Origin of the sequence: Micromonospora maris AB-18-032 (assembly GCF_000204155.1) — a bacterium.
Taxonomy (GTDB): domain Bacteria; phylum Actinomycetota; class Actinomycetes; order Mycobacteriales; family Micromonosporaceae; genus Micromonospora; species Micromonospora gifhornensis.
Genome location: NC_015434.1, coordinates 6,145,372 through 6,169,993 on the forward strand (window position 1 = coordinate 6,145,372; position 24,622 = coordinate 6,169,993).

Consider the following 24,622-nt stretch of genomic DNA (forward strand, 5'->3'; position numbering starts at 1 on the left):
GATGTCCCCCGATACGGCAGACTGACCGGATGGCGGGACTGATCGAGCGGTGGCGTACTACCGTCCGGGCCGCCGGGGCGAGTGACCCTGCGGCGATCGAGGCGACCGGGAGCGAACTGCTCGAACGGTGGCGGGAGCCGCACCGGCACTACCACACGGTCGACCACCTGACCGCCGTACTCGACGTCGTCGACCGGTACGCCTCGGCCGGGCAGCGCCCGGACCTGGTCCGGCTCGCCGCCTGGTGCCATGACGCGGTGTACGACCCACGGGCGCCGGGCGACCGCAACGAACGCGACAGCGCCGCGCTCGCCGATACCCTGCTCACCCGCGCCGGGCTGCCCGGTCCCGAGGTGGCCGAGGTGCGCCGGCTGGTGCTGCTCACCGCCGGGCACCAGGTGGATCCGGCGGACGCCGACGGGGTGCTGCTCTGCGACGCCGACCTGGCCGTGCTGGCCGCAGCCGAGCCGGAGTACGACAGGTACGCGAGCGCGATCCGCCGCGAGTACGCCCACGTGCCGCCGGCCGCCTACCGGATCGGCCGCGCCCAGGTGCTCACCCACCTGCTCGCCCTGCCCGGCATCTTCCGCCTGCTGGAGCCGGCCACCCGCTGGGAGCCCCGAGCCCGGGCCAACCTCGCCCGCGAACTGGGCACCCTCCAGGCGACGGATCAGGACGTCACGGCCGACTGACCGGCTGACCTCGGCACCCGGTGCAGGTGTTTGGGGCGGCGGAGGTTCGCCGCGTACAGCAGGCGGACCAGGTCGCGGCTGGGCCGTACCTCGGCACCGAGCCAGACCGCCATGTCGAACCGGTCGGCGGGGATGTCGTAGTGGTCGCGGTCGAAGCCGCGCCGGGGTGCGCCCAGCGCCTCGGCGAAGACGTGCAGTTCGGCGAGGGAGACGTCGCTGATCAGGTGTGACCAGAGACGACCACGCGCCGGCCAGGCCGGCCGGTCCAGGTAGATCACGGCAGCCACGGTACCCGGGACCGGGCATCCGTTTGATGATCACCGGCGGCCGGCCGTAGCCTCGGCGACATGGCCGCCTCCCTCCTCCTCGACGACCTGCGCGCCGCCCTCGGGCCGGACGCAGTGCTCACCGATCCGGACCTGCTGCGCGGGTACGAGCGCGACGAGGCCGACCTGTGCGCTTCCGGCACGCCAGTGGTGGTAACCCGGCCGCGCAGCACCGAGGAGGTGGCCGCCGTGGTCCGCGCGGCCGGGCGGTACGGCGTACCCGTGGTGCCGCAGGGGGCGCGGACCGGGCTGGCTGGGGCGGCGAACGCGGTCGACGGCGCGGTGGTGCTCAGCACCACGGCGATGGACGCCATCCTGGAGATCGACCCGGTGAGCCGGATCGCCGTGGTGCAGCCCGGCGTGGTCAACGCGGCGCTCACCGCCGCAGTGGCCGAGCACGGGCTCTGGTATCCGCCGGATCCGGGCTCGTGGGAGTCGTCCACCATCGGCGGCAACGTCGCCACCAACGCGGGCGGGATGTGCTGCGTCAAGTACGGCGTGACCACCGAGTACGTGCTCGGGCTGGAGGTGGTGCTCGCCTCCGGCGAGGTGCTGCGCACCGGACGACGTACCGCCAAGGGGGTCGCCGGGTACGACCTGACCCGGCTCTTCGTGGGCTCGGAGGGCACCCTCGGGGTGATCACCGAGGTGACGGTGGCGCTGCGACCCGCCCCGGCGGCGTCGCTGACCCTGGTCGCCGTCTTCGGCTCGACCGGCGCGGCCGGCGAGGCGGTGGCCCGGATCGCCGCCCAGGGCCTCTCCCCCAGCCTGCTCGAACTGCTCGACCGCACCCATCTGGTGGCGATCGAGGCGTACCGGCCGATGGGTTTGCGGACCGACGCCGAGGCGCTGCTGCTGGCCGCCGCCGACACCGGCCCACGGGCCGCCGAGGACCTGGCCGAACTGGCCGCGGTATGCACGGCGGCCGGCGCCGAGGAGGTGTACGCGGCCACCGACGCGGCGGAGGCCGCCGCCCTGTTGCAGGCCCGCCGGCTGGCCCATCCGGCGATGGAGAAGTACGCCGCCGACACGTACCCGGGCGGCAACGGCGGCTTGATCATCGACGACCTGGCGGTGCCCCGGGGCGCGTTGGCCGCCCTCCTCGACGGGGTGGCCCGGATCGCTGCGGAGTGTGCGGTGCCGATCGGTGTCGTCGGTCATGCCGGCGACGGCAACATGCACCCCAACATCGTGGTGGACCGCAACGACCCGGCCAGCCTGGAACGCGGCCGGCGGGCCTTCGACGAGATCATGCGCCTCGGTCTGGAGCTCGGCGGCACCTGCACCGGGGAGCACGGCGTCGGTCTGCTCAAGCGGGACTGGTTGGCCCGGGAGATCGGGCCGGTCGGCGTACGGGTGCACCAGGCGATCAAGAACGCGCTGGACCCGGCCGGGCTGCTCAACCCCGGCAAGGTGCTCTGAAGCGGTCGACCCGGGCCTGTCGGCCCGCTCCGCCTAGGACGAGGTGAGCTGCGCGGGCGTGTTCTGGGTGAGCAGCAGCAGGATCTCCTCCGCCACCGGCGGGCGCTCCTCACCCGGGCAGTCCTGCGAGGTGATCAGCCCGGCGGTGGTCAGCAGGCTGGAGGTCAGCGCGCCGATGCAGGTGACCTTGTAGCCGCGCGCCTCGTCGGTCTCCATCACCAACGCCGGGTCGGCCAGCAGGAGCTGCAGCCGCTCCGAGTGCTCCTGACTCAACGCGCCCGTGGAGGTCACCCCGTCGCCCGCGCAGTCGACGCACTCCCAGCGCCCGTCCGGCTCCACGTTCAGGGTGCGCAGCGGGCCGTCCGTGCCCTCGTTCTGCAGCAGGCTGACCCGGTACTTGCCGCTGCTGCCGGCGGCGTTACCGGCCGCCGCCGGTTGGCCCGCCGGGTCGCGCTGGTCGCCGAACGGGGCGCACCCTGTGACAGCAACCGCCAGTAGGGCGGAAGCGCAGAGGTGAGCCAGCCGTGACCAGGAAAGCGCCATCACGCGCGGAACTTACCCCACCGTAGGTAGCGAGCGGAACCCGTCATGTGGACATCTACCGCGAACAATGCCCGAAGCGGACTGCTCAGCGTGGAAGTCCGGCATCGTCGGCACCCCGGTCGGCGGCGTAGCCGCGCACGTCCGGCGCACCGAGCCGGGCCGCGTCGGCGGTCGCGTCGTCCGGCATCAACTGCGACTGCCGTTCGGCCATCACCCGGGCCCGGTAGTGCGCCACCTCCCGGGCCCGCCGGTCGGCGTCCCACCCGAGCACCGCGCCCATCAACTCGGCCGTGTGCTCGGCCGACTCCAGGCCCCGGTGGGTGGTCTCGAACGAGATCCGGGTACGCCGGGTCAGCACGTCCTCCAGGTGCAGCGCGCCCTCGGCCCGAGCCGCGTAGGTCACCTCGGCCGCGAGGTACTCCGGCGCCCCGGCCAGCGGAGAGGCCAGCAGCGGATCCGCGTCGATCAGGGCGAGCAGATCCAGGGTCAGACTGCCGTACCGTTCGAGCAGGTGTTCCACCACGCCGACCGGCAACCCGTGCCGGCGGGCCAGGTCGGCCCGGTCCCGCCACATGGCCGCGTACCCGTCGGCGCCGAGCAACGGCAGGTCGGCGGTACGCGACGGCCGTGGCCAGCCGAGCCGACGCGCGGCCTGGTCGACCACGTCGGCGGCCATCACCCGGTAGGTCGTGTACTTGCCCCCGGCGACCAGCAGCAGGCCGAGCATCGGCTCGATCACCGCGTGTTCCCGGGACAGCTTGGAGGTGGAGTCCGCCTCGCCGGCCAGCAGCGGGCGCAGCCCGGCGTAGACCCCCTCGATGTCGGCGGTGGTCAGCGGCCGGTCGAGCACGGTGTTGACCTGCCGCAGCAGGTAGTCGATGTCGCTGGCGGAGGCCGCCGGGTGGGAACGGTCCAACCGCCAGTCGGTGTCCGTGGTCCCGATGATCCAGTGCCCGCCCCACGGGATGACGAACAGCACGCTTGTCGCCGTCCGCAGGATCAGCCCGGTGTCCCCGGTGATCGCCGAGCGGGGCACCACCAGGTGCACGCCCTTGGAGGCCCGTACCCGGATGCCGGGGCGCAGCCCGACGTCGTTGAGCATCCGGGACATGTCGTCGGTCCACACCCCGGTCGCCGCGATCACCGATCGCGCCTGCACCTCGAACTCGGCGTCCGGGGAGCCGGCCGGCGCCTCCAGGTCACGGATCCGCACCCCGGTGACCTCCCGGGCCTGCCGGATCAGGCCGACCGCCTGGGCACTGCTGACCACTGTCGCCCCCAGGCTCGCGGCGGTGCGGGCCAGGGTGACCACCAGCCGGGCGTCGTCCACCTGTCCGTCGTAGTAGCGGATCGCACCGGCCAGCCCGTCGGCGCGCAGGCTCGGGAAGATCCGGCGGGCCCCCTCCCGGCTCAGGTGCCGGTGCAACGGCATGCCCCGACCCCCGCCGAACAGACCCGCGAAGGCGTCGTACGCGGCCACCCCGGCGCCGTAGTAGGCCCGCCGGACGATCCGGGCGGGCAGGCCGCGTACGCCGTCACCGGCGGGCAGCGGCACCAGGAACGGCACCGGGCGTACCAGGTGCGGCGCCAACCGGGTGGCCAGCAGCCCCCGCTCGGTCAGCGCCTCGTGCACCAGGTTGAACTCCAACTGTTCCAGGTAGCGCAGGCCGCCGTGGATCAGCTTGCTGGACCGGCTGGAGGTGCCGGCCGCGAAGTCCCGCGCCTCCACCAGGGCCACCTTCAGCCCTCGCGACGCGGCGTCGACGGCCGCGCCCGCACCGGTCACGCCACCGCCGATGATCAGCACGTCGAAGCGCTCGGCCCGCAGCCGACGCAGATCGCCGGCCCGGCGGGAGGACGAGAGTTGTCCGGCGACGGATCGCAGTACGTGTGGATCGCGCATCGCTCCACCGTAGCCGTCCCGCCGTACCCGCGACCTTCGCCGCCAGGGCTGGCCCGGTCCCTCCTCGTCCACCCTTCGTGCCGAGCCCACCGGCCGGGTACTGCCTGCGTCGTAGGGTGTGCGGATGCGGGCGGACTACTCATCCGGCAGTGCCAGCAGCCCTGGGGCGGTCGTCGCCACGGTGCTGATCGGCTGCTGGGCGGTCGGGGTCACCGTCGTGTCGCAGACCGGCGGGTGGGCGGTCGACCAGGTGCTGCTGCTCACCGCACTGGATCGACTGGTGCTGCTCTGGCCACTTGTCAGTTTGCTCACCGTCGTCGCGATCGGCACGGCCGCCCTGCCGCTGGCCATGGTGCCCCGCTCGGCGACGATCCGGAGCACCGGTCGGGTGTGGCTGGCCGGGACGCTGACGCTTGGCGTACTCGGGCTGTTGCGTGCGATCCCCCCGGTGCACCACGAGGCGTACCTCGCCGTGCTGGCCGTCACGGCCACCCTGCTGGCGCTGGTCGCCAGGTGGGCGTCGGGCCGGGTGGCCGGGGCCGACCGGTGGCCGGCACCGGCGCAGCCGCGCGCCCTGCGGCCATCGGTGGCGACCTGGCTGGCGCTGGCCGCCGGGCTGGCCCTGCTGGTGCCCTGGGTCTGGCTGGGCGCGCTCGGTGGTCTGCTGGAAACCGTAGTCGCCGGGCTGGCCGCAGCGGCCGTCGGAGCGCTGGCGGCGGCGTTGCTCGATGCCCGGTTCTGGGGTCACTTCACCGGTGGCCAGCCGCCCCGACCGGCTCGACTGGTCCTGCTGGGTGGGCTGGTCGCGGGGGTGGTGCTGCTGCTGGTCGGTGCCGGCACCGGCCAGTCCGGTGCCCAGTTGCCGCTGCTGGTGGCGCTGCCACCGGTGGGCTTCGCGCTTGCCGCGCTGCACGCGCTGACCCGTCGACACCCCCGGACCGCGGGCCGCACCTGGACCGCCTGGCTGGTCGGGCTCACCGTGTTCGGTCCGCTGGCGTTCACCGACCCGGAGGAGATCAGCCTGCTGCTCGCCAGCACCCGGGACGTGCCGTTCTGGGTGGCGGTCGCCACCGGTGCCGGGCTCGTCGTCGCGCTGGTGCTGGCCATCGCGTACGGCCTGCTGCTGGCCCGTCCGGCGGCACGCCCGCCCCGCCCCGCGCTGGCCGGGCTGACCGCGCTGGTCCTGCTGGTCGCGGTCGGTGCGATCGGAGTCGGGGTCGGTCAGCCCGGCCTGCACGGTGAGCGGCTCTTCGTGCTGCTGCACGAACAGGCGGATCTCGCCGACCTGCCGGCCGGGACGGGTAAGGCAGGCCGCGACGCCCGCGCCGAGCAGGTGTACCGGCGACTGGTCGCCACCGCCGAGCGGACCCAGGCCGAGTTGCGTCGCGACCTGCGCCGGCTGCGCCTGGAACACCGGCCGTACTACCTGGTCAACGCGATCGAGGTGGACGGTGGGCCGGTGGTACGGGCCTGGCTGTCCAGCCGGCCCGAGGTGGCTCGGGTGCTGGTCAGCCAACGGTTGCGCCCGTTGCCCGCGCCCGCCGCGCCGGCGGTCGGTGACGCACCGGCACCGGACGGCCCGCCCTGGAACATCACCATGATCGGCGCTGACCGGGTCTGGTCCGCGCTGGGCGTCACCGGGGCCGGGGTGACCGTGGGCAGTTCCGACTCCGGGGTGGACGGGCGGCATCCGACGCTTGTCGGGAACTTCCGGGGCGGCGACGATTCCTGGTTCGATCCGTGGAACGGCACCCGTACGCCGACCGACCGCAGCGGGCACGGCACCCACACGGTGGGCAGCGCGGTCGGCCGGGGCGGCATCGGTGTCGCGCCGGGGGCGAACTGGGTGGGCTGCGTCAACCTCGACCGCAATCTCGGTAATCCGGCCTCTTACCTCGACTGCCTCCAGTTCATGCTGGCGCCCTTCCCACCCGGCGGTGACCCGTTCACCGACGGTCGGCCGTCCCGCGCACCGGAGATCCTGACCAACTCGTGGGGCTGCCCGCCGATCGAGGGCTGCGATCCGGGTGCGCTACGACCGGCCACGGACGCGCTGGAGGCGGCGGGGATCCTGGTCGTCGCGGCGGCCGGCAACAGCGGACCGCTCTGCGATTCGGTACAGGACCCGCCCGCGCCGTACCCGGACGTGCTCACCGTCGGCGCGGTGGATCAGCGGCGTCAGGTCGCCGCCTTCTCCTCCCGGGGCCCGGCGCCCGGCGGGGTGGCCAAACCGGACCTGATGGCCCCGGGAGCTGACGTGCTCTCCGCGATGCCCGGCGGCGGGTACGCCACCCTCGACGGCACGTCCATGGCCACCCCGCAGGTGGCGGGCGTGGTCGCGCTGATGTGGTCGGCCGATCCGGATCTGATCGGCGACCTCGATCGGACCCGGCAACTGCTGCGCGACACGGCCACCGTCGTGCCGACCGGTACCGATTCGGCGGAGCGGACCGACGCCTGCGGTGGTACCCGCAACGTGATCGGCGCCGGCCTGGTCGACGCGTACGCGGCCGTACGCGCCGCCCGCGGCTGACCTCACGCAATGTGAGCAGCTCTCGCCACGGGGTCACAAACGGTTCGTGAACTGCTATCTTGCAGGCTCATGCACGGTCATTCACCCGGGGCTCCCCTGGCGCCGTCGGTTGCCCGGTGGCGCGGCATGGCGCTGCTGGTCCTGCTGGGCGTGCCCGCCCTCGTCGTGGCCCTGTGCTGCGGAGTGATCCAGGTGGTCACCAAGTCCAGCGTCGACGACCCGTTGAGTGTTCGAGGCGGCATCAGCACCTCGCCATGAGCGAGCCTGACGCCGGATCGGCGATGATCTAGGGTCGACAACCATGGATACCGAGACGACCGTCTCCGAGTTGACCCTCGAACGGGTTCCCGAGGTGGTGCGGCTGTGTCGACGGGCGCTCGACCTGCCGGAGGACGCGACCGAGGCCGAGCCGCTCGTGACGACCCTCTGGGTACGCGCCGAGGCCGACCGGACGGTGCGGGCGTTCGGGGCCTACCGGGACGGTGAGTTGATCGGCGTACTGATCTGTTCGTTGGCCGACGGTGACAGCCGCACGGGGCACGTGGACCTGGTGGCTGTGGAGCCACGCCGGCGGCGTCAGGGCGTCGGCCGGGCGCTGCTCGGGCACGCCGAGCAGGCGCTTGCCGAACTGGGTGCGGTCGAGGTGCTTCTCGCCGGAAATCCGCCGCACTACGCCTGGCCCGGGGTGGACGTCCGGTACACCCCGGCGGTCTGCCTGGCCCTCGCACTGGGCTACACGCAGGACCGCACGGCCTGGAACATGACCGCCGACCTGTCGTACGACGGGTCACCGGCGCTGCGCTCCACGGAGGCCGCCGAGACCCGCCTCGCCGGGCAGGGGGTGACCGTACGCCGTGCCGAACCTGCCGACCTGCCGGCGCTCGCCGCCTTCGCCCGCACCACCTTCGGCGGTTCCTGGGACGCCGAGTTGGCCGGCTCGCTCGGACGCCCGGACGCCGGCTGCCACCTGGCCGAACGCGACGGCGATCTGCTCGGCTTCGCCGCCTACGGCTCGGCGCGGCCGAGCTGGTTCGGGCCGATGGGTACGGCCCCCGCAGCCGAGGGATCCGGCATCGGTGGCGTCCTGCTGCGGCGCTGCCTGGCCGACCAGCGGGCCGCCGGGATCGAGGCCGCGCAGATCGGCTGGGTCGGTCCGGTGCCGTTCTACTCACGCAGTGCGGGAGCCCGGATCGAGCGGGTGTTCTTCCTGTATCGCAAGAGCCTCGGCTCGGCATAACCGGGTGAAAGGCGCATAGTCGCCGATAGCGCCGTTCGCCCGCCCGGGTCATCGACGCCCCTTACCGTTCGGTATAGAGGAGGCAGCCATGACCACGGACGACGATCAGGCCTCGGAGGCGTTGCCTGCCGGCTGGGCCCCGGTCCACGACCTGCCGGGCACACTGCCGATCAACCGGCTGGACTACGGCGACGCCGAGCAGCTGGCGGAGATGACCGGGACGACCGAAGCACCCGAGGAGCCACTCATCCTGGTGGACGAGCCGGTGCCACACCGTCCGCCGTACGGCCGGGCGCAGAAACGGCGCAACCAGCGCCCGTTGCCCCGATAGCGAAGTTGCCCGGATAGGAAAAGGGCGGACCGCTGACGCGGCCCGCCCTTCAGGTTGGAGCTGGACTCAGAAGTCCATGTCCCCGCCACCCGGGCCAGCCGGAGCGGCCGGGGTCTTCTCCGGCTTGTCCGCCACCACGGCCTCGGTGGTGAGGAACAGCGCGGCGATCGACGAGGCGTTCTGCAGCGCCGAACGGGTCACCTTGGCCGGGTCGATGATGCCGGCGGCCAGCAGGTCGACGTACTCGCCGGTCGCGGCGTTGAGGCCGTGACCCGCGTCGAGGTTGCGAACCCGCTCGACCACGACGCCGCCCTCAAGGCCGGCGTTGACGGCGATCTGCCGCAGCGGGGCGTCCAGCGCGATCTTGACGATCTGCGCACCGGTCGCCTCGTCGCCGGTCAGGTCCAGCTTGTCGAAGGCGGTCTTGCCGGCCTGCACCAGCGCGACACCACCACCCGGGACGATGCCCTCCTCGACGGCGGCCTTGGCGTTGCGCACCGCGTCCTCGATGCGGTGCTTGCGCTCCTTGAGCTCGACCTCGGTGGCCGCGCCGACCTTGATCACCGCAACACCGCCGGCCAGCTTGGCCAGGCGCTCCTGCAGCTTCTCCCGGTCGTAGTCGGAGTCGCTCTTGTCGATCTCGGCCCGGATCTGGTTCACCCGGCCCTGGATCTGCTCGGCGTCACCGGCACCGTCGACGATGGTGGTCTCGTCCTTGGTCACCACGACCTTGCGGGCGCGGCCCAGCATGTCGAGGCCGACGGCGTCCAGCTTGAGGCCGACCTCCTCGCTGATGACCTGGCCACCGGTGAGGATGGCGATGTCGGTCAGCATGGCCTTGCGGCGGTCACCGAAGCCCGGCGCCTTGACGGCGACCGACTTGAAGGTGCCCCGGACCTTGTTGACCACCAGGGTGGCCAGGGCCTCGCCCTCCAGGTCCTCGGCGATGATCAGCAGCGGCTTGCCCGACTGCATGACCTTCTCCAGGATCGGGAGCAGGTCCTTGACCGAGGAGATCTTGCTGTTCGCGATCAGGATGTACGGGTCGTCGAAGACGGCCTCCATACGCTCCGGGTCGGTCATGAAGTAGGCCGAGATGTAGCCCTTGTCGAAGCGCATACCCTCGGTGAGCTCCAGCTCCAGCCCGAAGGTGTTGCTCTCCTCGACGGTGATGACGCCTTCCTTGCCGACCTTGTCCATCGCCTCGGCGATGATCTCGCCGACGGTGTTGTCACCGGCGGAGATGGAGGCGGTGGAGGCGATCTGCTCCTTGGTCTCGACGTCCTTGGCGAGCTTGAGCAGCTCCTCCGAGACGCTCGTGACCGCAGCCTCGATGCCCCGCTTCAGGGCCATCGGGTTGGCGCCGGCTGCCACGTTGCGCAGACCCTCGCGAACGAGAGCCTGGGCCAGGACGGTCGCCGTCGTCGTGCCGTCACCGGCCACGTCGTCGGTCTTCTTGGCGACCTCCTTGACCAGCTCAGCGCCGATCTTCTCGTACGGGTCCTCGAGTTCGATCTCCTTGGCGATGCTCACACCATCGTTGGTGATGGTGGGGGCACCCCACTTCTTCTCGAGCACCACGTTGCGGCCCTTGGGGCCGAGGGTCACCTTCACGGCGTCGGCGAGCTGGTTCATGCCCCGCTCGAGGCCGCGGCGCGCCTCTTCGTCGAACGCGATCATCTTGGCCATACGGCGTTGTCCTCCTGGACACTCACGGGCCACCCGAGTGTGTGCCCCGGATGAACCGTCTGGTGTACGCACCTTGGGACGTCGCCACCTGGCGACGACGACGTCTCCTCGGCCGGGCCGGATAGCCCGCGACGACCGGCCACGTGCCTCACCCGCGGTTATGCCACGAGCGCGGCCGCAGCCCCACCGTCCCGACCAGTTGGCACTCACGCTATGCGAGTGCCAATGACTTGTTTAGCACTCTCACCTGCCGAGTGCAAGCACGATGGCCCGGTTCAGCCGAGTTCGGCAGCCAGTTGCCCGCTGTTCACCGGGCCCTCGTGAGCCCGCTGTTCGGCGTACGTGACCAGCAGCCCGACCAGTTGGGCCAGGTATGCCGGCAGTCCCACCAGCGCCGCCCCGACGATCACCAGGACCGCGCCGACGGCGGTGTCCACGGCTTCGAGCGGCGCGGTACCGAACGGCATGAGCAAGACCCCCTCCACCACGCCGGCGACGAACCCGACAGCGATCACCACGCCGGCCGTCAACGCCACCCGGCCGAGCAGCAGCCCCAGCCGGTCGCGCAGCATCCGGTGCGAGCGGCCGAACGGGTCGCGGCGCTCGAAGAGGTAGACCGGGCCGGCCATGGCCAACGCGAAGCCCGCGTAGACACCGGGCAGGAAACAGAGGCAGAAACCGAGGAGCACGATCAGGGTGAGCAGCAGCGTCCAGCCCCAGAGGCCGAACGCCCGGCGCATGCCGTAGCCGAATGCGCCCCCGAGGCTGACCTGCGCACCGGCCGCCTGCCGGGCGATCACCCACGTGCCGGCGGCCCACCCGACGCACTGCACCAGACCGAAGATCAGGCTCCCGGCGACCAGCACTCCCATCCACTTCGCCAGGTCGACACCGAAGTTGGCGGGCAGGGCCGCAGAGTCGGCGGCGAGCTCGGCCTCCCAGCGGGCCGACGGGTCGAAGATCAGCCCGAGCACCGACAGCGCCGCCGCCGGCAGCACCTGGGTCAGCACGACGATCGGCAGCAGCAGGCTCCAGCCCCGGCGCACCGCACCCCAGCAGCGGCTGAACCAACCATTGAGACCCGCACCCGGCGGAGTGACCAGGGCATCGGCGGGATCGAACCCGTACGCCGCCGGGTCGTACCAGCCTTGGAAGGGCTGGCCGGGATAGACCGGCACCGACTGTTGAGGATGGCCGACCGGCTGGCCGGGATAGGCGGGATACCCAGCCCAGGGCGGCGGACCACCCGGCCCCCCACCCGGCGGCGGACCGTACCCGCCCGGTGGCGGGGCAGCAGGCTGGCCGTACCCGCCGGTTGGCTGGCCGTATCCGACCGGGGGCTGGCCGTATCCGGGTGGCGGCGGGCCGTGCCCGGCTGGCGGTGCGGCAGCGGGCGGGCCGTATTCACCCGGCGGCGTCGCGGGGGCCGGGCCGTACCCCTGCGGCGGAGGGGACGGCAGGCCGGCGGTGGCCGGGTCTCGTTGCGGCGAGGCAGGTGCCGTCGGGTCGGTGGGCTGCCAGCTGGAAGCACCGACGGACGGGGCCGATTCATCTGGTGACGAATGCGGTGGACCTGCCGGGGGCGGCTGGTCGGACATGAACCCTCCTCAGCGACAGCTGGTTCCGGCTCACGATCTTCCCTTGTGAGGTATCCGCACCGCAGCCCCCCTCCGGCCGCGACCACGCCACCCGTACCGGCGGTCTGCCGGCGTGGGTGGAACGCACTCAGGCGATGACGCGTACCCGCTCGGCCTGGGGGCCCTTCTGGCCCTGGGCGATCTCGAACTCCACCCGCTGGCCGTCGTCCAGCGCCTTGTAGCCGTCCATCTCGATCGCGGAGAAGTGAACGAACACGTCCTGCCCGCCGTCGACGGCGATGAAGCCGTAGCCCTTTTCGGCGTTGAACCACTTCACGGTGCCCTGTGCCACGGTGTTGTCCTCACTCTGCGCGGCGTTCCACTACCTCCGGGCCGGGCCGGCGGCACGCCGGGACGGCCCGAAACTCACCGTCTTCGGCAGTCATCGACGACCACGGAATAGGGTGACCGAAATCGCACGGTACACGAGGCGTGACGGCGGCGCACGACCACAAATCGGACATATTCTGACCAGCGACATCGTCGCTCGTCATTGTGATAGGTATGCGACATGATCAGCGCCCCGGGCGATGAGGCCCCCCTGCGGGCCGAGGTACGGCGGGTCCGACCCACGGACGCCGCCCGGATGCGCGCGCTGCGTCTGGAGATGCTCGCCGACGCGCCGCTGGCCTTCCTGGAGACGCTCGCCGAGGCCGCCGCCCGCCCGCACGCGGAGTACGCGGCCCGGATTCGTCAGACCTCGACCGGCCCCACAAATGCCCAGTTCGTCGCCGATCCGGGCGGCCGCCTGGTCGGCCACATAGGCGGCGTCGCCCACCCCACCGAGCGCGGGGTCACCCTGATCTACGCGGTCTACGTGACCCCGATGTGGCGCGGCACCGGCCTGCTCGCGGACCTGGTGACGGCGGTGGCAGCCTGGTCCCGAGCCGAACGGCGCGACAACCTCATGCTCGAAGTGGTGGTCGGCAACGACCGCGCCTACCGGGCGTATCAGCGACTGGGCTTCGTCGACACCGGCCTACGCGTCCCGCACCCCACCATCCCCACCCTCCGCGAACTGCAAATGCGCCGCCCCGCCTGACCACCACACCCACCGCACCCCACCTCACCCGGCATCGCCGGACGCAGCCCGACCGGCAGGGGTTCCGGGGCAGCCCGACCCGCGCAGGGATCAAGCCTGACCGCCCGGAGCGGGTCGGGCTGCCCCGGAACCCCCCACCGCAACCACCTACGACGAGTGCCGACGACTCTGCACGATCCGGAACCGGTTCGCCACGTACGCCCCGTCCGTCAACGCCGCATTGGCCGCCGCGTTCGCCCCACTGCCGTGGAAGTCGGAGAACGCCGCCGACTGGTTCACGAATACCCCGCCGGTGAGGTTGGCCGACAGGTGCACGCCGACCTCGATCGCGGCGTTCTCGGTGGCGGCGAGCACCGACTCGTCGGTGGAGTAGACCGCCGCCGTCAGGGCGCCCTTCTCCCCCACCGTCGAACGCAGGATCTCCAGGCTGTGTGCGGTGGAGTCGGTGGCGATGGCGAAGGAGATCGGCCCGAACCACTCCCGCGAGTAGGTCGCGGTGTCGCCCGCGTCCAGCTTGACGATCGTCGGCGTACGCACGACGGCGCCGGGGTAGGCCGGGTGCTCGACCGTACGGGACTCCAGCACCGGCTCGCCGACCTTGGTGACCTCGTCCAGCCGCTCCAGTACGCCGTCGTTGACGATCGCGCCGGTCAGCTCGACACCCCGGGCGGGGTCGGCGGTCAGCTTGCCGACGGCGGCGGCGATGCCGGCGGCCACCTCGTCGAAGCTCTTGTGCCCCTGGTCGGTGTCGATCCCGTCCCGGGGGATGAGGATGTTCTGCGAGGTGGTGCACATCTGGCCGCTGTAGAGGACGAGGGTGAAGCCGAGGTTGCGGCACATGCCGGCGAAGTCGTCGGTGGAGTCGATGACGACCGTGTTGAGGCCGGCCTTCTCCGTGTAGACGGCCGCCTGCCGGGCATTGGCTTCGAGCCAGTCGCCGTACTCGGTGGAACCGGTGAAGTCGACGATCTTGACAGCCGGGTGCAGGGCCAGCATGGTGGCCAGCTTCTCGTCGGCGGCCTCCGGGGCGAGCAGCACCAGGTTCGGGTCGAAGCCGGCCTCGGCGAGCACCTCGCGGGCGTACCGCACGGTGATGGCCAGCGGCAGCACGGCGCGCGGGTGCGGCTTGACGACCACCGGGTTGCCGGTGACCAGGGAGGCGAACAGACCCGGGTACGAGTTCCAGGTCGGGAAGGTGTTGCAGCCGATGACCAGGCCGACGCCGCGCGGCACCACGTGGAAGGTCTTGGTCATCCGCAACGGGTCGCCCTTGCCGGCGGCCTTCTCCCAGCCGGCGGTGCCCGGGTGCCGGGTCATCTCGGCGTAGGAGTAGGCGATGGCCTCCAGGGCCCGGTCGAGGGCGTGCGCGCCACCGGCCTGGAAGGCCATCACGAACGCCTGACCGCTGGTGAACTGCACCGCGTTGGCCAGCTCGAAGACGTTCTTGTGCAGCCGGTCGAGAATCTCCAGGCAGACGCCCGCCCGGGTCTGCGGCCCGGCGTCGCGCCAGGCGGGCAGTGCGGCGGACGCGGCGGCGACCAGCTGGTCGGCGGTGGCGTGCGGGTAGGTCACGTTCAGCTCGACGCCGAACGGGCTGGTCTCGGTGGCGATCCACTTGCCGTCGGTGGGCTGGTCGAGCGGGAAGTTCCCGCCCAGGTACGCCTCGAAGGCGGCCTTGCCGTCGGCCGCCGCGGTCTCGCCGTACACCCGGGGGCTCGGTGATTCCGGGTAGGCGGACCAGTACCCGCGCTCCGTGATCGCGGTCAGCGCGCGGTTGAGAGTTTCGGCGTGCCTGTCGTAGTGGGGGTGCGGGGTGTCCGTCATGCCGCCATCATGCAACAGGAAGCCCCGCGATCAGTAGAGGGCTGTCACAAACTCAGAGGGTCAACTGCCAGTCCGCGGCGCTTTCGGCCACCCGGTAGCCGAGCTGTTCGTTGATGTTGACCATGTGGTCGTTGACCGCCGCGTTCCAGGTGTCGATCACTCGCAGCTCCGGTTCCTGCGCCAGCACCTGACGCAGGTTCTCGATCTTCACCAGCAGGCCGAGGCGGTGCCCACGGTGTGCCGGGTCGACGATTGTGATCTCCTGCGAGGCGTACCAGTTCGTGAACGGGCCGGTCTGGATCATCGTCCAGGCGACCAGCCGCCCGGTCTGCTCGTGCACCGCCCCCAGGTGGTAGCGCCGCCGACCGCGCAGCGCCTGGAACCGCTCGATCTCGCGGATCCGCGCGGCGTCCACCCGCTCCGCCTCCATGGCGAGATCGCCGGTAGGGGCATCGACGAGCAGCCGGGCCTCCAGCCGGGCCACGTCGGCCACGTACTCCTCCGGGGCCGCACCCTGCCACGCCACCGTGCGGTAGCCGGCCGCCCGGGACCGTGCCTGCTCGTGCAGCGCGGTGAGCGCGGCCTCGTCCAGCCCTGTGGTGTCCAGCCGGCGGCGCACCATCGGCAGGGCGGCCTGCGCGCCGACCGCCGCCGCGAACGCCGCACCGGGCGGCTGCCGGTCCTCTCCCGGCGGCACCCCGTCGACCTCTGCGATCAGGTGTTTGCGGCCGTGCCCGAGGGCCACCTCCCGGGCGTGGGCGAGCAGGGCTCGGCCCACCCCGCGCCGCCGGTGAGCCGGGTCGACGAAGAGTTCGACGAGGACGGTGCTGGTGTTGTCCAACTGCGGCAGGCGTAGCCACAGATATCCGACGGCCTCGCCGCCCCGTCGGGCCAACGCGCGATGGATCAGATTGCCGTACGGCGGATGGGCCGCCACCAGGCCGAACTCTGCGCGGTCACCGGCCGGCACGTCAGGCGTGTCGACCACCTGGGCCGCCGCGCGGATCCGGTACGCGTCGTCCAGCGCCGCCTCGTCGGAGGGGTCGAACGGGGCTACGGCGATATCCATGGCCGCGAGCCTGCCCGCCGCCGCCCGGCCCCGCCACCGGTTTTCCGTCACACCGTCAGCTGCCAGTTGCTCCACCTGTCCCGCACCTGGAAGCCGAGTTGCTCATTGATCGCGATCATGTGCTCGTTGCTGTCCGCGTTGAAGGTGTCGATGGCCTGGACGGCCGGCTCGTGGGCGAGCAGGTGACGCAGGTTTTCGATCTTGGCGAGCAGGCCGAGTCGATGCCCACGGTGCTCGGGGTCCACGATGGTGATCTGCTGGAAGGCGTGCCAGCCGGTGGATGCGCCGACGTCCAGCAACGTCCACGCGACAAGCCGCCCGGTCGCCTGATGGCGTACGCCCGCGTGGTAGCGCCGCCGGCCGCGGGCCGCCAGCGCCCGGTCGGTGCCGCGCACCCGCTCGGCGTCGATCTGCTCCGGCTCCCAGGCGAGATCACCCATCGGCGCGTCAGCAAGCAACCGACCGTCCAGGTACGCCACGTCGGCGAGGTGTTCCTCCGGCGTACCGCCCTGCCAGAACAGCAGCTCGTACCCGGCCGTCCGGGCCCGCGCCTCGGCCAGCAGCGCGTCGAGCCGCGCCTGGTCGAGGTGGCGGGTGTCGAGTCGCCGCCGCACGTCGACCAGGGCGTCCGTCGCGCCGACGGTGGTCGCGAAGGCGGTTGCCGGCGAGGGGCGGTCCGGCTGGCCGGGCAGGTGCGCGGCGCTCATCGTGCTCACCCGCACGCGTCCCCGCTCGCGCAGCACGTCGAGGCCCCGGTCGAGCAGCGCGCGCCCCACCCCCCGGCGACGGTACGCCGGATGCACGACCAGATCGGCGGAGGCGTTCTCGGTGTTGTCCAACTGCGGCAGGTCGAGCAGCAGATAGCCGACGGGCGCACCGTCTAGGTGGGCCAGCAGGTGCACCGCCACGTCGCCGGGCATCGGGTGCCGGATCATGCCGAAGAACCGTTGCCGGCAGCTGGGCAGGTCGGGCACGTCCACCGCCCAGGCGGCGGTGTCGATCTCGTACGCCTGCTCGATGGCGGTGTCGTCGCCGGCACCGAAGGGCGCGATGGTGAGGGTCATGTCGGCAGCCTGCGTGAGGGAAAGACGAACGGGCCAGCGAATTTCTCGCTGGCCCGTTCGGACGCTGGTCGGGAGGGTCGATCGCACAACGCCTCCGGCGTTGGGTCGTACAGACTGAAAGTCTACGGCGATACGCCCTCCCGCACGGAGCATCTTCCGCTGTGCGGTTCTTGCCGTCAAGTCCTCGTCGGCGTGTTTTCCGCATTTCTGAAGAAACGTGAATCCACTTCGATCACCGGCGATCCCGCTTGATCATTTACCGCTGGTCACAGCATTTCCGCTGATCATGTGCCCGATGGTCAACTCAGCCGAGCAGGCCGGCATCGCGGGCGGCCCGCAACGACGGCTTGATCCGATGGGTCGGCCCCACCTCGCCGGCCACCGCGTCGAGGGTCTTGAGCCCTTCGCCGGTGTTGAACACCACCGTCTCGGCGGTCGGATCCAACCGGCCGGACTCGACCAGCTTGCGCAGCACCGCCACGGTCACGCCACCGGCCGTCTCGGCGAAAACCCCTGTGGTACGCGCCAACAGCCGCACTCCGGCGCGGATCTCGTCGTCGTCGGCGTACTCCATCCAGCCGCCGGTGCGACGTACCGCCTCCAGCGCGTACAGACCGGCGGCCGGGTCGCCGATGTTGAGCGACTTGGCGATACCGGTCGGCTTGACCGGAGTGATGACGTCGCTGTCGGCGTGCAGGGCGGTGGCGATCGGGTTGCAGCCGGCCGACTGCGCGCCGAACACCTTCCAACCGCCCGCGGGCGCCTCGACCAGCCCGATCTCGACCAGTTCGGTGAATGCCTTGTCAATCTTGGTGAGCAGTTCACCGGAGGCCATCGGGACGACCACCTGGGCGGGAATCCGCCAACCGAGTTGTTCGGCCACCTCGTAGCCGAGCGTCTTGGAACCCTCCGCGTAGTACGGCCGGACATTGACGTTGACGAAGGCGGTGTCCTCGAACTCGTCGGTCTCCACCAGTTCACCGCAGAGCCGGTTCACGTCGTCGTAGGAGCCGTCGATGGCGACCAGTTCGCCGCCGTAGACGGCGGTGGTCACCACCTTGCCCTGTTCCAGGTCGCTGGGGATGAAGACCACCGAGGGGACGCCGACCCGGGCCGCGTGCGCGGCGACCGAGTTGGCCAGGTTGCCGGTGGAGGCGCAGGCGAACCGGGAGAAGCCGAGCGCCCGGGCGGCGGTCAGCGCCACCGACACCACGCGGTCCTTGAACGAGTGGGTGGGGTTGGCGCTGTCGTCCTTGACCCACAGCGGGGCGGTGATGCCCAACTCGGCGGCGAGCCGGTCGGCGGCGACAAGTGGGGTGAACCCCGGTTCCAGGGTGACCCGGGTGGTCGGGTCCTGACCGGCGGGCAGCAGGGCGGCGTACCGCCAGATGTTGCGCGGCCCGGCCTCGATCTGCTCCCGGGTGACGGCGGCGAGGGCAGCCGGGTCGTAGTCGACCTCCAGCGGGCCGAAACACTCGTAACAGGCGTGCTGGGCGGCGAGGGGGTAGCGGGCCGAACAGGCGCGACAGACCAGAGCGCGGGCCGGGCTGGTGGCGGTGTTGATGCCGGAGGGGGCGAGCGTCGACGTCATGTCGAAGTCCTCTCATCTTTCCCCGCATCGCACTCTGCGGCGGGGACGGAATTGGCACCTGCCCCGCCGGACGCTCAACGATGAGCGCGCGAGGTGGTTGCCGGGGCGTCGTCGGGCCGTATCCCTCAGCCCCTCTGGATGAGGTATGCAGTTGTGCTGCCGATTCTAGGCAGTAGCGCCGGGGCCGTCGCCTGACTGTCCCAGCTTGTGAGCGAGATCGCGGATTGCTCCGCAGGTCACACCCATTCCTGGATCGAGTGGCATCAGCGCCGCCGGATGACCACTCGATCCAGGTCCGAGCATGATCGCGACTCTCGCACGGAGGGTCAGGCCGGCACGGAGCTGCGTGCTTCTGCGTCGAGGGCGAGTTCCCGCCCGCCGCGCTGACCGAGCAGGTTGTCCAGCGCCCAGCTTCCCGGACCGAGGATCGCGATCAGCAGGAACGACCAGCAGAACATCACGGACAGCTCGCCGTGGTTGCGCAGCGGCAGCAGCGCCTCGGGCTGGTGGACCACGAAGTACGCGTACGCCATCGAGCCCGATGCCAGCAGCGCCGCGGGTCGGGTGAAGAGGCCGACCAGCACCAGCGCACCACAGAGCGCCTGGATCAGTGCGGCCCACCAGCCCGGCCACTGGCCGAGCGGCACAGGTTCACCGGTGCCCCGGTTACCGCCGAAGACGCCGAACAACGAGGCCAGGCCGTGACAGAGAAAGAGCAGGCCGACAACCATGCGGAACAGGGACAGTGCCGGCCCGCCGAACCGGTCGATACGCATTCGGATACCTCCGTAGTAGATCCGATGGGGGATCCAGAATGCGAGATGTATAGATTGTTGTCGATGCAATCTCTGACTGTGGGAACGCTCCCAAGCCATGCTAGCGGCTGGAACTTCCGGGCGCTGTCCCGTCACTCAGCGTCCAACCGGTTCGCGGAAGGCTCGCGCGACGGGAATCCCCTTATTGGGGCGGGTGTGCTCCTCGATCACGAATCCGGGACGTCGGGGCCACGCGCGGTATCGGGCGATGTGACGATGTCCCGATGTGCGGGATACGTAGGACAACTCCAGCAACGGCCACCAAGCGCCGGACCCGGCCGTATCGTCGGTCGGTCGGGGCGCTCGCGACGCTGGCCCTGCTCGCCGGGTGCGCCTCGACCCCCGACGCCGGCGACACCACCGCCGGCGCGACCGACGCCCCACCACCGGTCGCCACCCCGTCGACAGGTACGCCGCCGACCGCCGGCACCACCGCACCGGGCCCCTGCCCGGCCGAGGGGGTACGGATCAACTCCCTCGGGGTGAGCGCGGCGATGGGCCTGCGGGCGATGGGCCTGGAACTTGTCAACTGCGGCAGCCGCCCGTACCGGCTGCACGGCTATCCGCAGCTCCGGCTGCTGGACAGCGACGACAACCCGATCAAAGTCAGGGTGATCGCCGGGGCCAGAGGGATCACTTCGGGCTTCGACGACCCGCCCCGACCCCTGACGCTGGCGCCCGGCGAAGCCGCGGGCGCAGCGGTGCTCTGGCGCAACCTGGTCGACGACCCGACCGTGGTCGCCACCAACGCGCAGCGGCTGGAGGTCGCCCCGGCGGAGGGAGAGCCGACGCAGGAGGTCGCCGTCGAAGGGCCGATCGATCTCGGCAACACCAACCGGGTCGGCGTGAGCGCCTGGAAGAAGCAGCCCCCCACCTCGGCACTGCCGCCCGCCACCCCCCTCGCCCCGACCACGGTCCCACCGCAGCACTGACCCGCCGCGAGCTCCTGGTGCGACGACGTCCTGATACAGGGCGCACCGACCAGGAGCCTGCGGCGCGGCCGGGCTACGAGACGACGTCCTTGCGGGTGAAGCGCCAGAAGGCCAGCCCCCAGAAAGCGGTGGCGTAGCAGATCGCGGAGACGGCACCACGGACGATGTCGTCGGTCTGCACCGGTGTGGAGAGCAGCCCCAGCCAGGCAGTGCTGTAGTGGGTGGGTAGGAAGGACCGGATCGCGCCGAGCGCGGTGATCTGGTCCAGAATGCTGGACAGGATCCACAGCAGGACCGCACCACCCACCGCACCGAGTGCGGCGTCCGTGATCACCGAGAGCAGGAACGCCAGACCGGCGACGACCAGCAGCACCACCGCGAGGTAGCCGAGGACGGCGAGCAGCCGCAGCAGGCCCTCGCCCGGCTCCAACTGGGCGGCGACCGTGCTGCGCAGTGGCGACCAGCCGTACCGGAGGGTGCCGATGAGCAGGGCCGTGCCGGCGAGCAGCACCAGCGCCAACCCCGAGTAGGTCAACGCGACCAACAGCTTGATCGTCAGCAGCCGGGCCCGCGGCACCGGAATCGCCAGCAGGTAACGCAGGCTGCCCCAGCTCGCCTCACTGGCCACCGTGTCGCCGCAGAACAGCGCCACCACCACGACCAGCAGGAACGACGCGGACACGAAGATGGTGAACAGGGTGAAGTTCAACCCGCCGGAGGTGGCGAAGGAGACCAGGCTGCCGAACTCACCCCGGCCACTGTCGTCGTCCCCGGTGTCGAACTGGAAGGCGATCAGAATGATCAACGGCAGCAGCACCATGAAGCCGAGCGCCAGTTGGGTACGCCGCCGCGACGCCTGCCGCCGGAACTCCGCCGCGAACGGCAGGGTCCGCGAGGGCCGGTAACCGGCCCCGGCACCCGAGGCGGCCACCCCGGCGGCCGACGTGGGCTCGCCTCCGCCGCGCGTGGGTTCGACAGTCGATCCCGCCATCACCGGTCCCCGCTTCCCCGAGAGTTCTCCCCCACCAGGGCGAGGAAGGCGTCCTCCAGGCGGCGCCGAGGCACCACCCGGTCCACTCCGATCCCGGCCCGGACCAACTCGGCCACCACCTCGCTGCGGGCGGTGCCGTTCGTGTCGACCACCAGCTGCCCGTCGGTGTCGTCGAGCACCCGCACCCCGCCGAGATCGGCAAGCACCTCCCGGGCCGCCGCCGGATCACTCACCTCGAACAGCACGCTTGGCGAGTCACCGACGATCTCCTCGACCGGTCCGGAGGCGACGATCCGGCCCTTGTTGACCACCACGGCGTGGGTGCAGGTCTGCTCCACCTCGGCGAGCAGATGGCTGGAGACCAGCACCGCTCGCCCGTCGGTGGCGTAGCGCTGGAGCACCCGGCGCATCTCGGCGATCTGCGGCGGGTCCAGCCCGTCGGTGGGTTCGTCGAGCACCAGCAACTCGGGCAGGCCGAGCATGGCCTGGGCGATGGCCAGCCGCTGGCGCATGCCGTGGCTGTACTTGCGCACCTTGCGGTGCACCGACGAGCCGAGCCCGGCGATCTCCAACGCCTGGTCGAAGTGCGCGTCGGCCTCCGGTCGCCCGGTCGCCCGCCAGTACGCCTTCAGGTTCTCCAGCCCGGACAGGTGCGGCAGGAAGCCGGGTCCCTCGACCAGTGCGCCGATCCGCGAGAGCACCGGCGAGCCGGGGACCAGTCGGTGCCCGAAGACGTAGATCTCTCCGGCGGTCGGCTGGGTCAGCCCCATCAGCACCCGCAGGGTGGTGGTCTTGCCGGCACCGTTCGGCCCGAGCAGGCCGACCACCTGACCGGGGTGCACCTCGAAGTCCACCTCGGAGACGGCGACGAAGCCGTCGGCGTACTCCTTGCGCAGATGGCGCACGGCCAGCGGCGTGTCCGCGTACTCCGGGTGCACGGAGGTGTCCTGGCGGCGGTGCCGCAGGCGCAACAGGAGCACGAGCACGACGAGCCCGAGCACGATCGCGGCGAGCAGCCCGACCAGGATCCAGCGCCAGAGCACCGCCTCGGTGGGGATCGGCTCGGCGTCGACGGCGGGCAGGCTCACCGGGCCGGTGGCCGCGACCTGGTAGACGGTCGGCTCGACCGGGGTGGTGTACGCCTGGTCCGAGGTGGCCAGGACCAACCGGAGGCGATGCCCGGCCTCGACCCGGTGCACGATCGCCGGCAGGGTGACCGTCACCGGTGTGGCCTCGGCGACCTGGGTCGGCAGGCCGGTCAACCGGATCGGAGCGATCAGCCCACTCGGCAGGGTGGCCGCCCCTTCCGGATTGACGTCGTAGAGCTTGGCGAAGAGCACCGCCTCGCCGGTGGGCGACGCCGCGCGGATCTGCACGGTGGGCGACCCGACCACGTCGACGGCCTCGGTCAGCGGCTCGGAGTCGAACCGGGCGTGCTGGCCCGGTATGTCGGCGGCCACCCCGCTGAGCAGCGAGCTCAGCGAGCCGGCGAAGGGCACCGAGGAGATCGCCGCCGGGTTGCCGGCGGGCGGGTTGGCGACCGGCTGGGGCGGCCCGGCGAGCGCCACCTCCTGCCGGGACTGCCCGTTCAGGCCCGGGTAGTCGGTGGTGCGGTAGCCGGTCGCCACCAGTCCCCGGTCCAGCGCGTCGAAGCCGGCGATCCGGGAGAAGGTGAAGCTGTCTCCCGGCGTGGCGGCCGTTCCCGCGACGTAGTGGTCGAGCCACTGGGCGGTCAGGAACTTCACCCGGTCGGAGTCGGTACGCGGACCCGCCCCGCCGTCGTGGCCGCCGGTGAACCAGGCGACCCGCACCGGGGTGCCGTTGGCGGCGATGCCCCGGGCGTTGGCGTCGGCCTCGCCGAGTGGGAAGAGGGTGTCCGCCGCCCCCTGCACCAGCAGGGTGGGCGCCTTGATCCGGTCCAGCACCCCGGCCGGGCTGGAGCGCCGCAGCAGGTCGACGGCGGCCTGGTCGGCCTGCCCGGTGACGGCGATGCTCAGGTACGCGGCACACACGTCGGGGGCGAACCGGCCACACGCCGGGTCCGGGATGGCGGCGGTGGTCGGGGCGCCCGGTGCGGTGCCCGGCCCCTGCCCGGGTGCCGGGCTGGGCGGGCCCGGTGCCGGTGCCCCCTCCGGGGCCTCGGCGGTGTTGCCGGAGATCCCCGCCGGACCGGAGCCCACGTTCCCGCCGCCGCCGAAGAAGATGCCGGCCCAGCCGGACTTGAACACCCCACGGGTCGGTTCCCCGCCGGTGCTCTCCGGCAGGAACGCGCGGGACAGGTCGTTCCAGGTGATCATCGGGACGATCGCGTCCACCCGCTGGTCCTGGGCGGCCAGCAGCAGCGCCAGGCCGCCGCCGTAGGAGCCGCCGACGACGCCCACCCGCGGGTCACCGTCGCCGTCGGTACGGATCTCCGGCCGCGCGGCCAGCCAGTCCAGCAGGCGCTGGGCGTCGCGTACCTCGTAGTCGGGGTTGTCCAGATGGATCTGGCCCCCGCTGCGGCCGAACCCTCGCGCGGTCCAGGTCAGCACCGCGTAGCCCCGGTCGGCCAACTCCTCGGCGTCGGTACGGACCGAGTTCTTGGTGCCGCCGAAGCCGTGGGCGAGCAGCACCGCCGGCACCTTCCGGTCCGCCTCGGCGTCATTCGGCAGGTACAACGTGGTGTCCAGGTCGACCGGCTCGTTGCCGCTCGGTCCGGACGCGACGGTGAGCATCGCGGACTCGGTGCGGAAACCCGGGCGATCCGGCCAGGCGGCCCAGACCACGACGGCGGCCAGCAGGACGACGGCCACCGACACCGCGACGGCCCGGCGACCGGTGGGCAGGGCACGGCGCAGCCGCGCGGCCGAGATCGGCGATTTCATTCGCCACACGGTACGGCGCGAAACCTGTGTATTAGCTGAGTTCCGCCGTACGTCCGTTCTGTTCAGCCGAACGTCACCCGGGAGGGGGTCGACCGCACATCGTCCATCGGGCCAACC

The 24,622-nt window shown here is 71.7% G+C and carries 21 protein-coding genes and 1 riboswitch; of the genes, 8 read left to right on the top strand and 13 right to left on the bottom strand.

Translation table 11 applies throughout. The annotated features are described in order from the left end of the window. The first annotated feature begins 29 nt into the window (after positions 1 to 29). Positions 30 to 692 (top strand): HD domain-containing protein, encoded by a 663-nt coding sequence (locus VAB18032_RS31335; RefSeq protein WP_013736162.1) that lies wholly within the window; start codon positions 30 to 32, stop codon positions 690 to 692. Here VAB18032_RS31335 and VAB18032_RS31340 read toward each other — a convergent pair. Continuing rightward, complete coding sequence (locus VAB18032_RS31340; protein WP_043722087.1) at positions 671 to 970, bottom strand: DUF4031 domain-containing protein; 300 nt, start codon at positions 968 to 970, stop codon at positions 671 to 673. The two genes, VAB18032_RS31335 and VAB18032_RS31340, sit on opposite strands and share 22 nt — an antisense overlap. A 69-nt stretch (positions 971 to 1,039) precedes the next feature. Between VAB18032_RS31340 and VAB18032_RS27270 the strand changes: the two genes are divergently transcribed. Then, the gene (locus tag VAB18032_RS27270; RefSeq protein WP_013736164.1) at positions 1,040 to 2,440 is read left to right on the top strand and encodes an FAD-binding oxidoreductase; all 1,401 of its coding nucleotides are present in this window, start codon (positions 1,040 to 1,042) and stop codon (positions 2,438 to 2,440) included. Between the two features lie 33 nt (positions 2,441 to 2,473). Here VAB18032_RS27270 and VAB18032_RS27275 read toward each other — a convergent pair whose 3' ends face one another. Then, on the bottom strand, positions 2,474 to 2,983 hold the full coding sequence (locus tag VAB18032_RS27275; RefSeq protein WP_013736165.1) for a hypothetical protein: 510 nt from the start codon (positions 2,981 to 2,983) through the stop codon (positions 2,474 to 2,476). Positions 2,984 to 3,068: 85 nt separating this feature from the next. Next, positions 3,069 to 4,886 (bottom strand): glycerol-3-phosphate dehydrogenase/oxidase, encoded by a 1,818-nt coding sequence (locus tag VAB18032_RS27280; RefSeq protein ID WP_013736166.1) that lies wholly within the window; start codon positions 4,884 to 4,886, stop codon positions 3,069 to 3,071. A 124-nt stretch (positions 4,887 to 5,010) separates the two neighbouring features. Here VAB18032_RS27280 and VAB18032_RS27285 point away from each other — a divergent pair, with 124 nt between their 5' ends. From VAB18032_RS27285 to VAB18032_RS27295, 4 genes are all read left to right on the top strand, one after another. Then, positions 5,011 to 7,419, top strand: coding sequence for a S8 family serine peptidase (locus VAB18032_RS27285; protein ID WP_013736167.1), 2,409 nt, complete (start codon positions 5,011 to 5,013; stop codon positions 7,417 to 7,419). A 126-nt stretch (positions 7,420 to 7,545) separates the two neighbouring features. Continuing rightward, entirely contained in the window at positions 7,546 to 7,677 is a 132-nt protein-coding gene (locus VAB18032_RS33255; protein WP_013736168.1) for a hypothetical protein, read from the top strand. Between the two features lie 43 nt (positions 7,678 to 7,720). Beyond that, positions 7,721 to 8,656 carry a GNAT family N-acetyltransferase gene (locus VAB18032_RS27290; protein WP_013736169.1) on the top strand — a complete coding sequence of 312 codons (936 nt, stop codon included), beginning with the start codon at positions 7,721 to 7,723 and terminating at the stop codon, positions 8,654 to 8,656. Between the two features lie 88 nt (positions 8,657 to 8,744). Continuing rightward, on the top strand, positions 8,745 to 8,987 hold the full coding sequence (locus VAB18032_RS27295; protein WP_013736170.1) for a hypothetical protein: 243 nt from the start codon (positions 8,745 to 8,747) through the stop codon (positions 8,985 to 8,987). 66 nt (positions 8,988 to 9,053) lie between these two features. On the opposite strand, the gene groL is transcribed toward VAB18032_RS27295, so the two are convergent. From groL to VAB18032_RS27310, 3 genes are all read right to left on the bottom strand, one after another. Continuing rightward, on the bottom strand, positions 9,054 to 10,676 hold the full coding sequence (gene groL, locus VAB18032_RS27300) for a chaperonin GroEL (RefSeq protein ID WP_013736171.1): 1,623 nt from the start codon (positions 10,674 to 10,676) through the stop codon (positions 9,054 to 9,056). Between the two features lie 275 nt (positions 10,677 to 10,951). After that, positions 10,952 to 11,854 (bottom strand): hypothetical protein, encoded by a 903-nt coding sequence (locus VAB18032_RS27305; RefSeq protein WP_013736172.1) that lies wholly within the window; start codon positions 11,852 to 11,854, stop codon positions 10,952 to 10,954. Positions 11,855 to 12,401: 547 nt separating this feature from the next. After that, complete coding sequence (locus tag VAB18032_RS27310) at positions 12,402 to 12,605, bottom strand: cold-shock protein (protein WP_013288855.1); 204 nt, start codon at positions 12,603 to 12,605, stop codon at positions 12,402 to 12,404. A gap of 219 nt (positions 12,606 to 12,824) precedes the next feature. On the opposite strand from VAB18032_RS27310, the gene VAB18032_RS27315 reads away from it, so the two are divergent. Further along, positions 12,825 to 13,355, top strand: coding sequence for a GNAT family N-acetyltransferase (locus VAB18032_RS27315; RefSeq protein ID WP_013736173.1), 531 nt, complete (start codon positions 12,825 to 12,827; stop codon positions 13,353 to 13,355). 147 nt (positions 13,356 to 13,502) lie between these two features. Here the strand turns inward: VAB18032_RS27315 and paaN are convergent, their stop codons facing one another. The 5 genes from paaN to VAB18032_RS27340 all read right to left on the bottom strand — a co-directional run bounded on the left by paaN (position 13,503) and on the right by VAB18032_RS27340 (position 19,679). Beyond that, positions 13,503 to 15,179: a phenylacetic acid degradation protein PaaN gene (paaN, locus tag VAB18032_RS27320; protein ID WP_013736174.1), complete on the bottom strand. Its 1,677-nt coding sequence runs from the start codon at positions 15,177 to 15,179 to the stop codon at positions 13,503 to 13,505. 52 nt (positions 15,180 to 15,231) lie between these two features. Further along, positions 15,232 to 16,248, bottom strand: a complete 1,017-nt coding sequence (locus tag VAB18032_RS27325) for a GNAT family N-acetyltransferase (RefSeq protein WP_013736175.1) — start codon at positions 16,246 to 16,248, stop codon at positions 15,232 to 15,234. 47 nt (positions 16,249 to 16,295) lie between these two features. Next, positions 16,296 to 17,312 (bottom strand): GNAT family N-acetyltransferase, encoded by a 1,017-nt coding sequence (locus tag VAB18032_RS27330; protein WP_013736176.1) that lies wholly within the window; start codon positions 17,310 to 17,312, stop codon positions 16,296 to 16,298. A gap of 304 nt (positions 17,313 to 17,616) precedes the next feature. Beyond that, a complete protein-coding gene (thrC, locus tag VAB18032_RS27335) occupies positions 17,617 to 18,903 on the bottom strand; it encodes a threonine synthase (RefSeq protein WP_013736177.1) in 1,287 nt (428 codons plus the stop codon). Positions 18,904 to 18,912: 9 nt separating this feature from the next. Then, positions 18,913 to 19,048, bottom strand: a riboswitch (SAM riboswitch). Positions 19,049 to 19,229: 181 nt separating this feature from the next. Further along, positions 19,230 to 19,679, bottom strand: coding sequence for a DoxX family protein (locus VAB18032_RS27340; RefSeq protein WP_013736178.1), 450 nt, complete (start codon positions 19,677 to 19,679; stop codon positions 19,230 to 19,232). Between the two features lie 263 nt (positions 19,680 to 19,942). Between VAB18032_RS27340 and VAB18032_RS27345 the strand changes: the two genes are divergently transcribed. Further along, positions 19,943 to 20,650, top strand: a complete 708-nt coding sequence (locus VAB18032_RS27345; RefSeq protein WP_013736179.1) for a DUF4232 domain-containing protein — start codon at positions 19,943 to 19,945, stop codon at positions 20,648 to 20,650. A 73-nt stretch (positions 20,651 to 20,723) separates the two neighbouring features. Here the strand turns inward: VAB18032_RS27345 and VAB18032_RS27350 are convergent, their stop codons facing one another. Next, positions 20,724 to 21,641 (bottom strand): ABC transporter permease, encoded by a 918-nt coding sequence (locus VAB18032_RS27350; protein ID WP_043722097.1) that lies wholly within the window; start codon positions 21,639 to 21,641, stop codon positions 20,724 to 20,726. Next, positions 21,641 to 24,505 (bottom strand): alpha/beta fold hydrolase, encoded by a 2,865-nt coding sequence (locus VAB18032_RS27355; RefSeq protein WP_013736181.1) that lies wholly within the window; start codon positions 24,503 to 24,505, stop codon positions 21,641 to 21,643. The genes VAB18032_RS27350 and VAB18032_RS27355 overlap by 1 nt, the downstream gene beginning before the upstream one ends. Positions 24,506 to 24,622 lie beyond the last annotated feature (117 nt).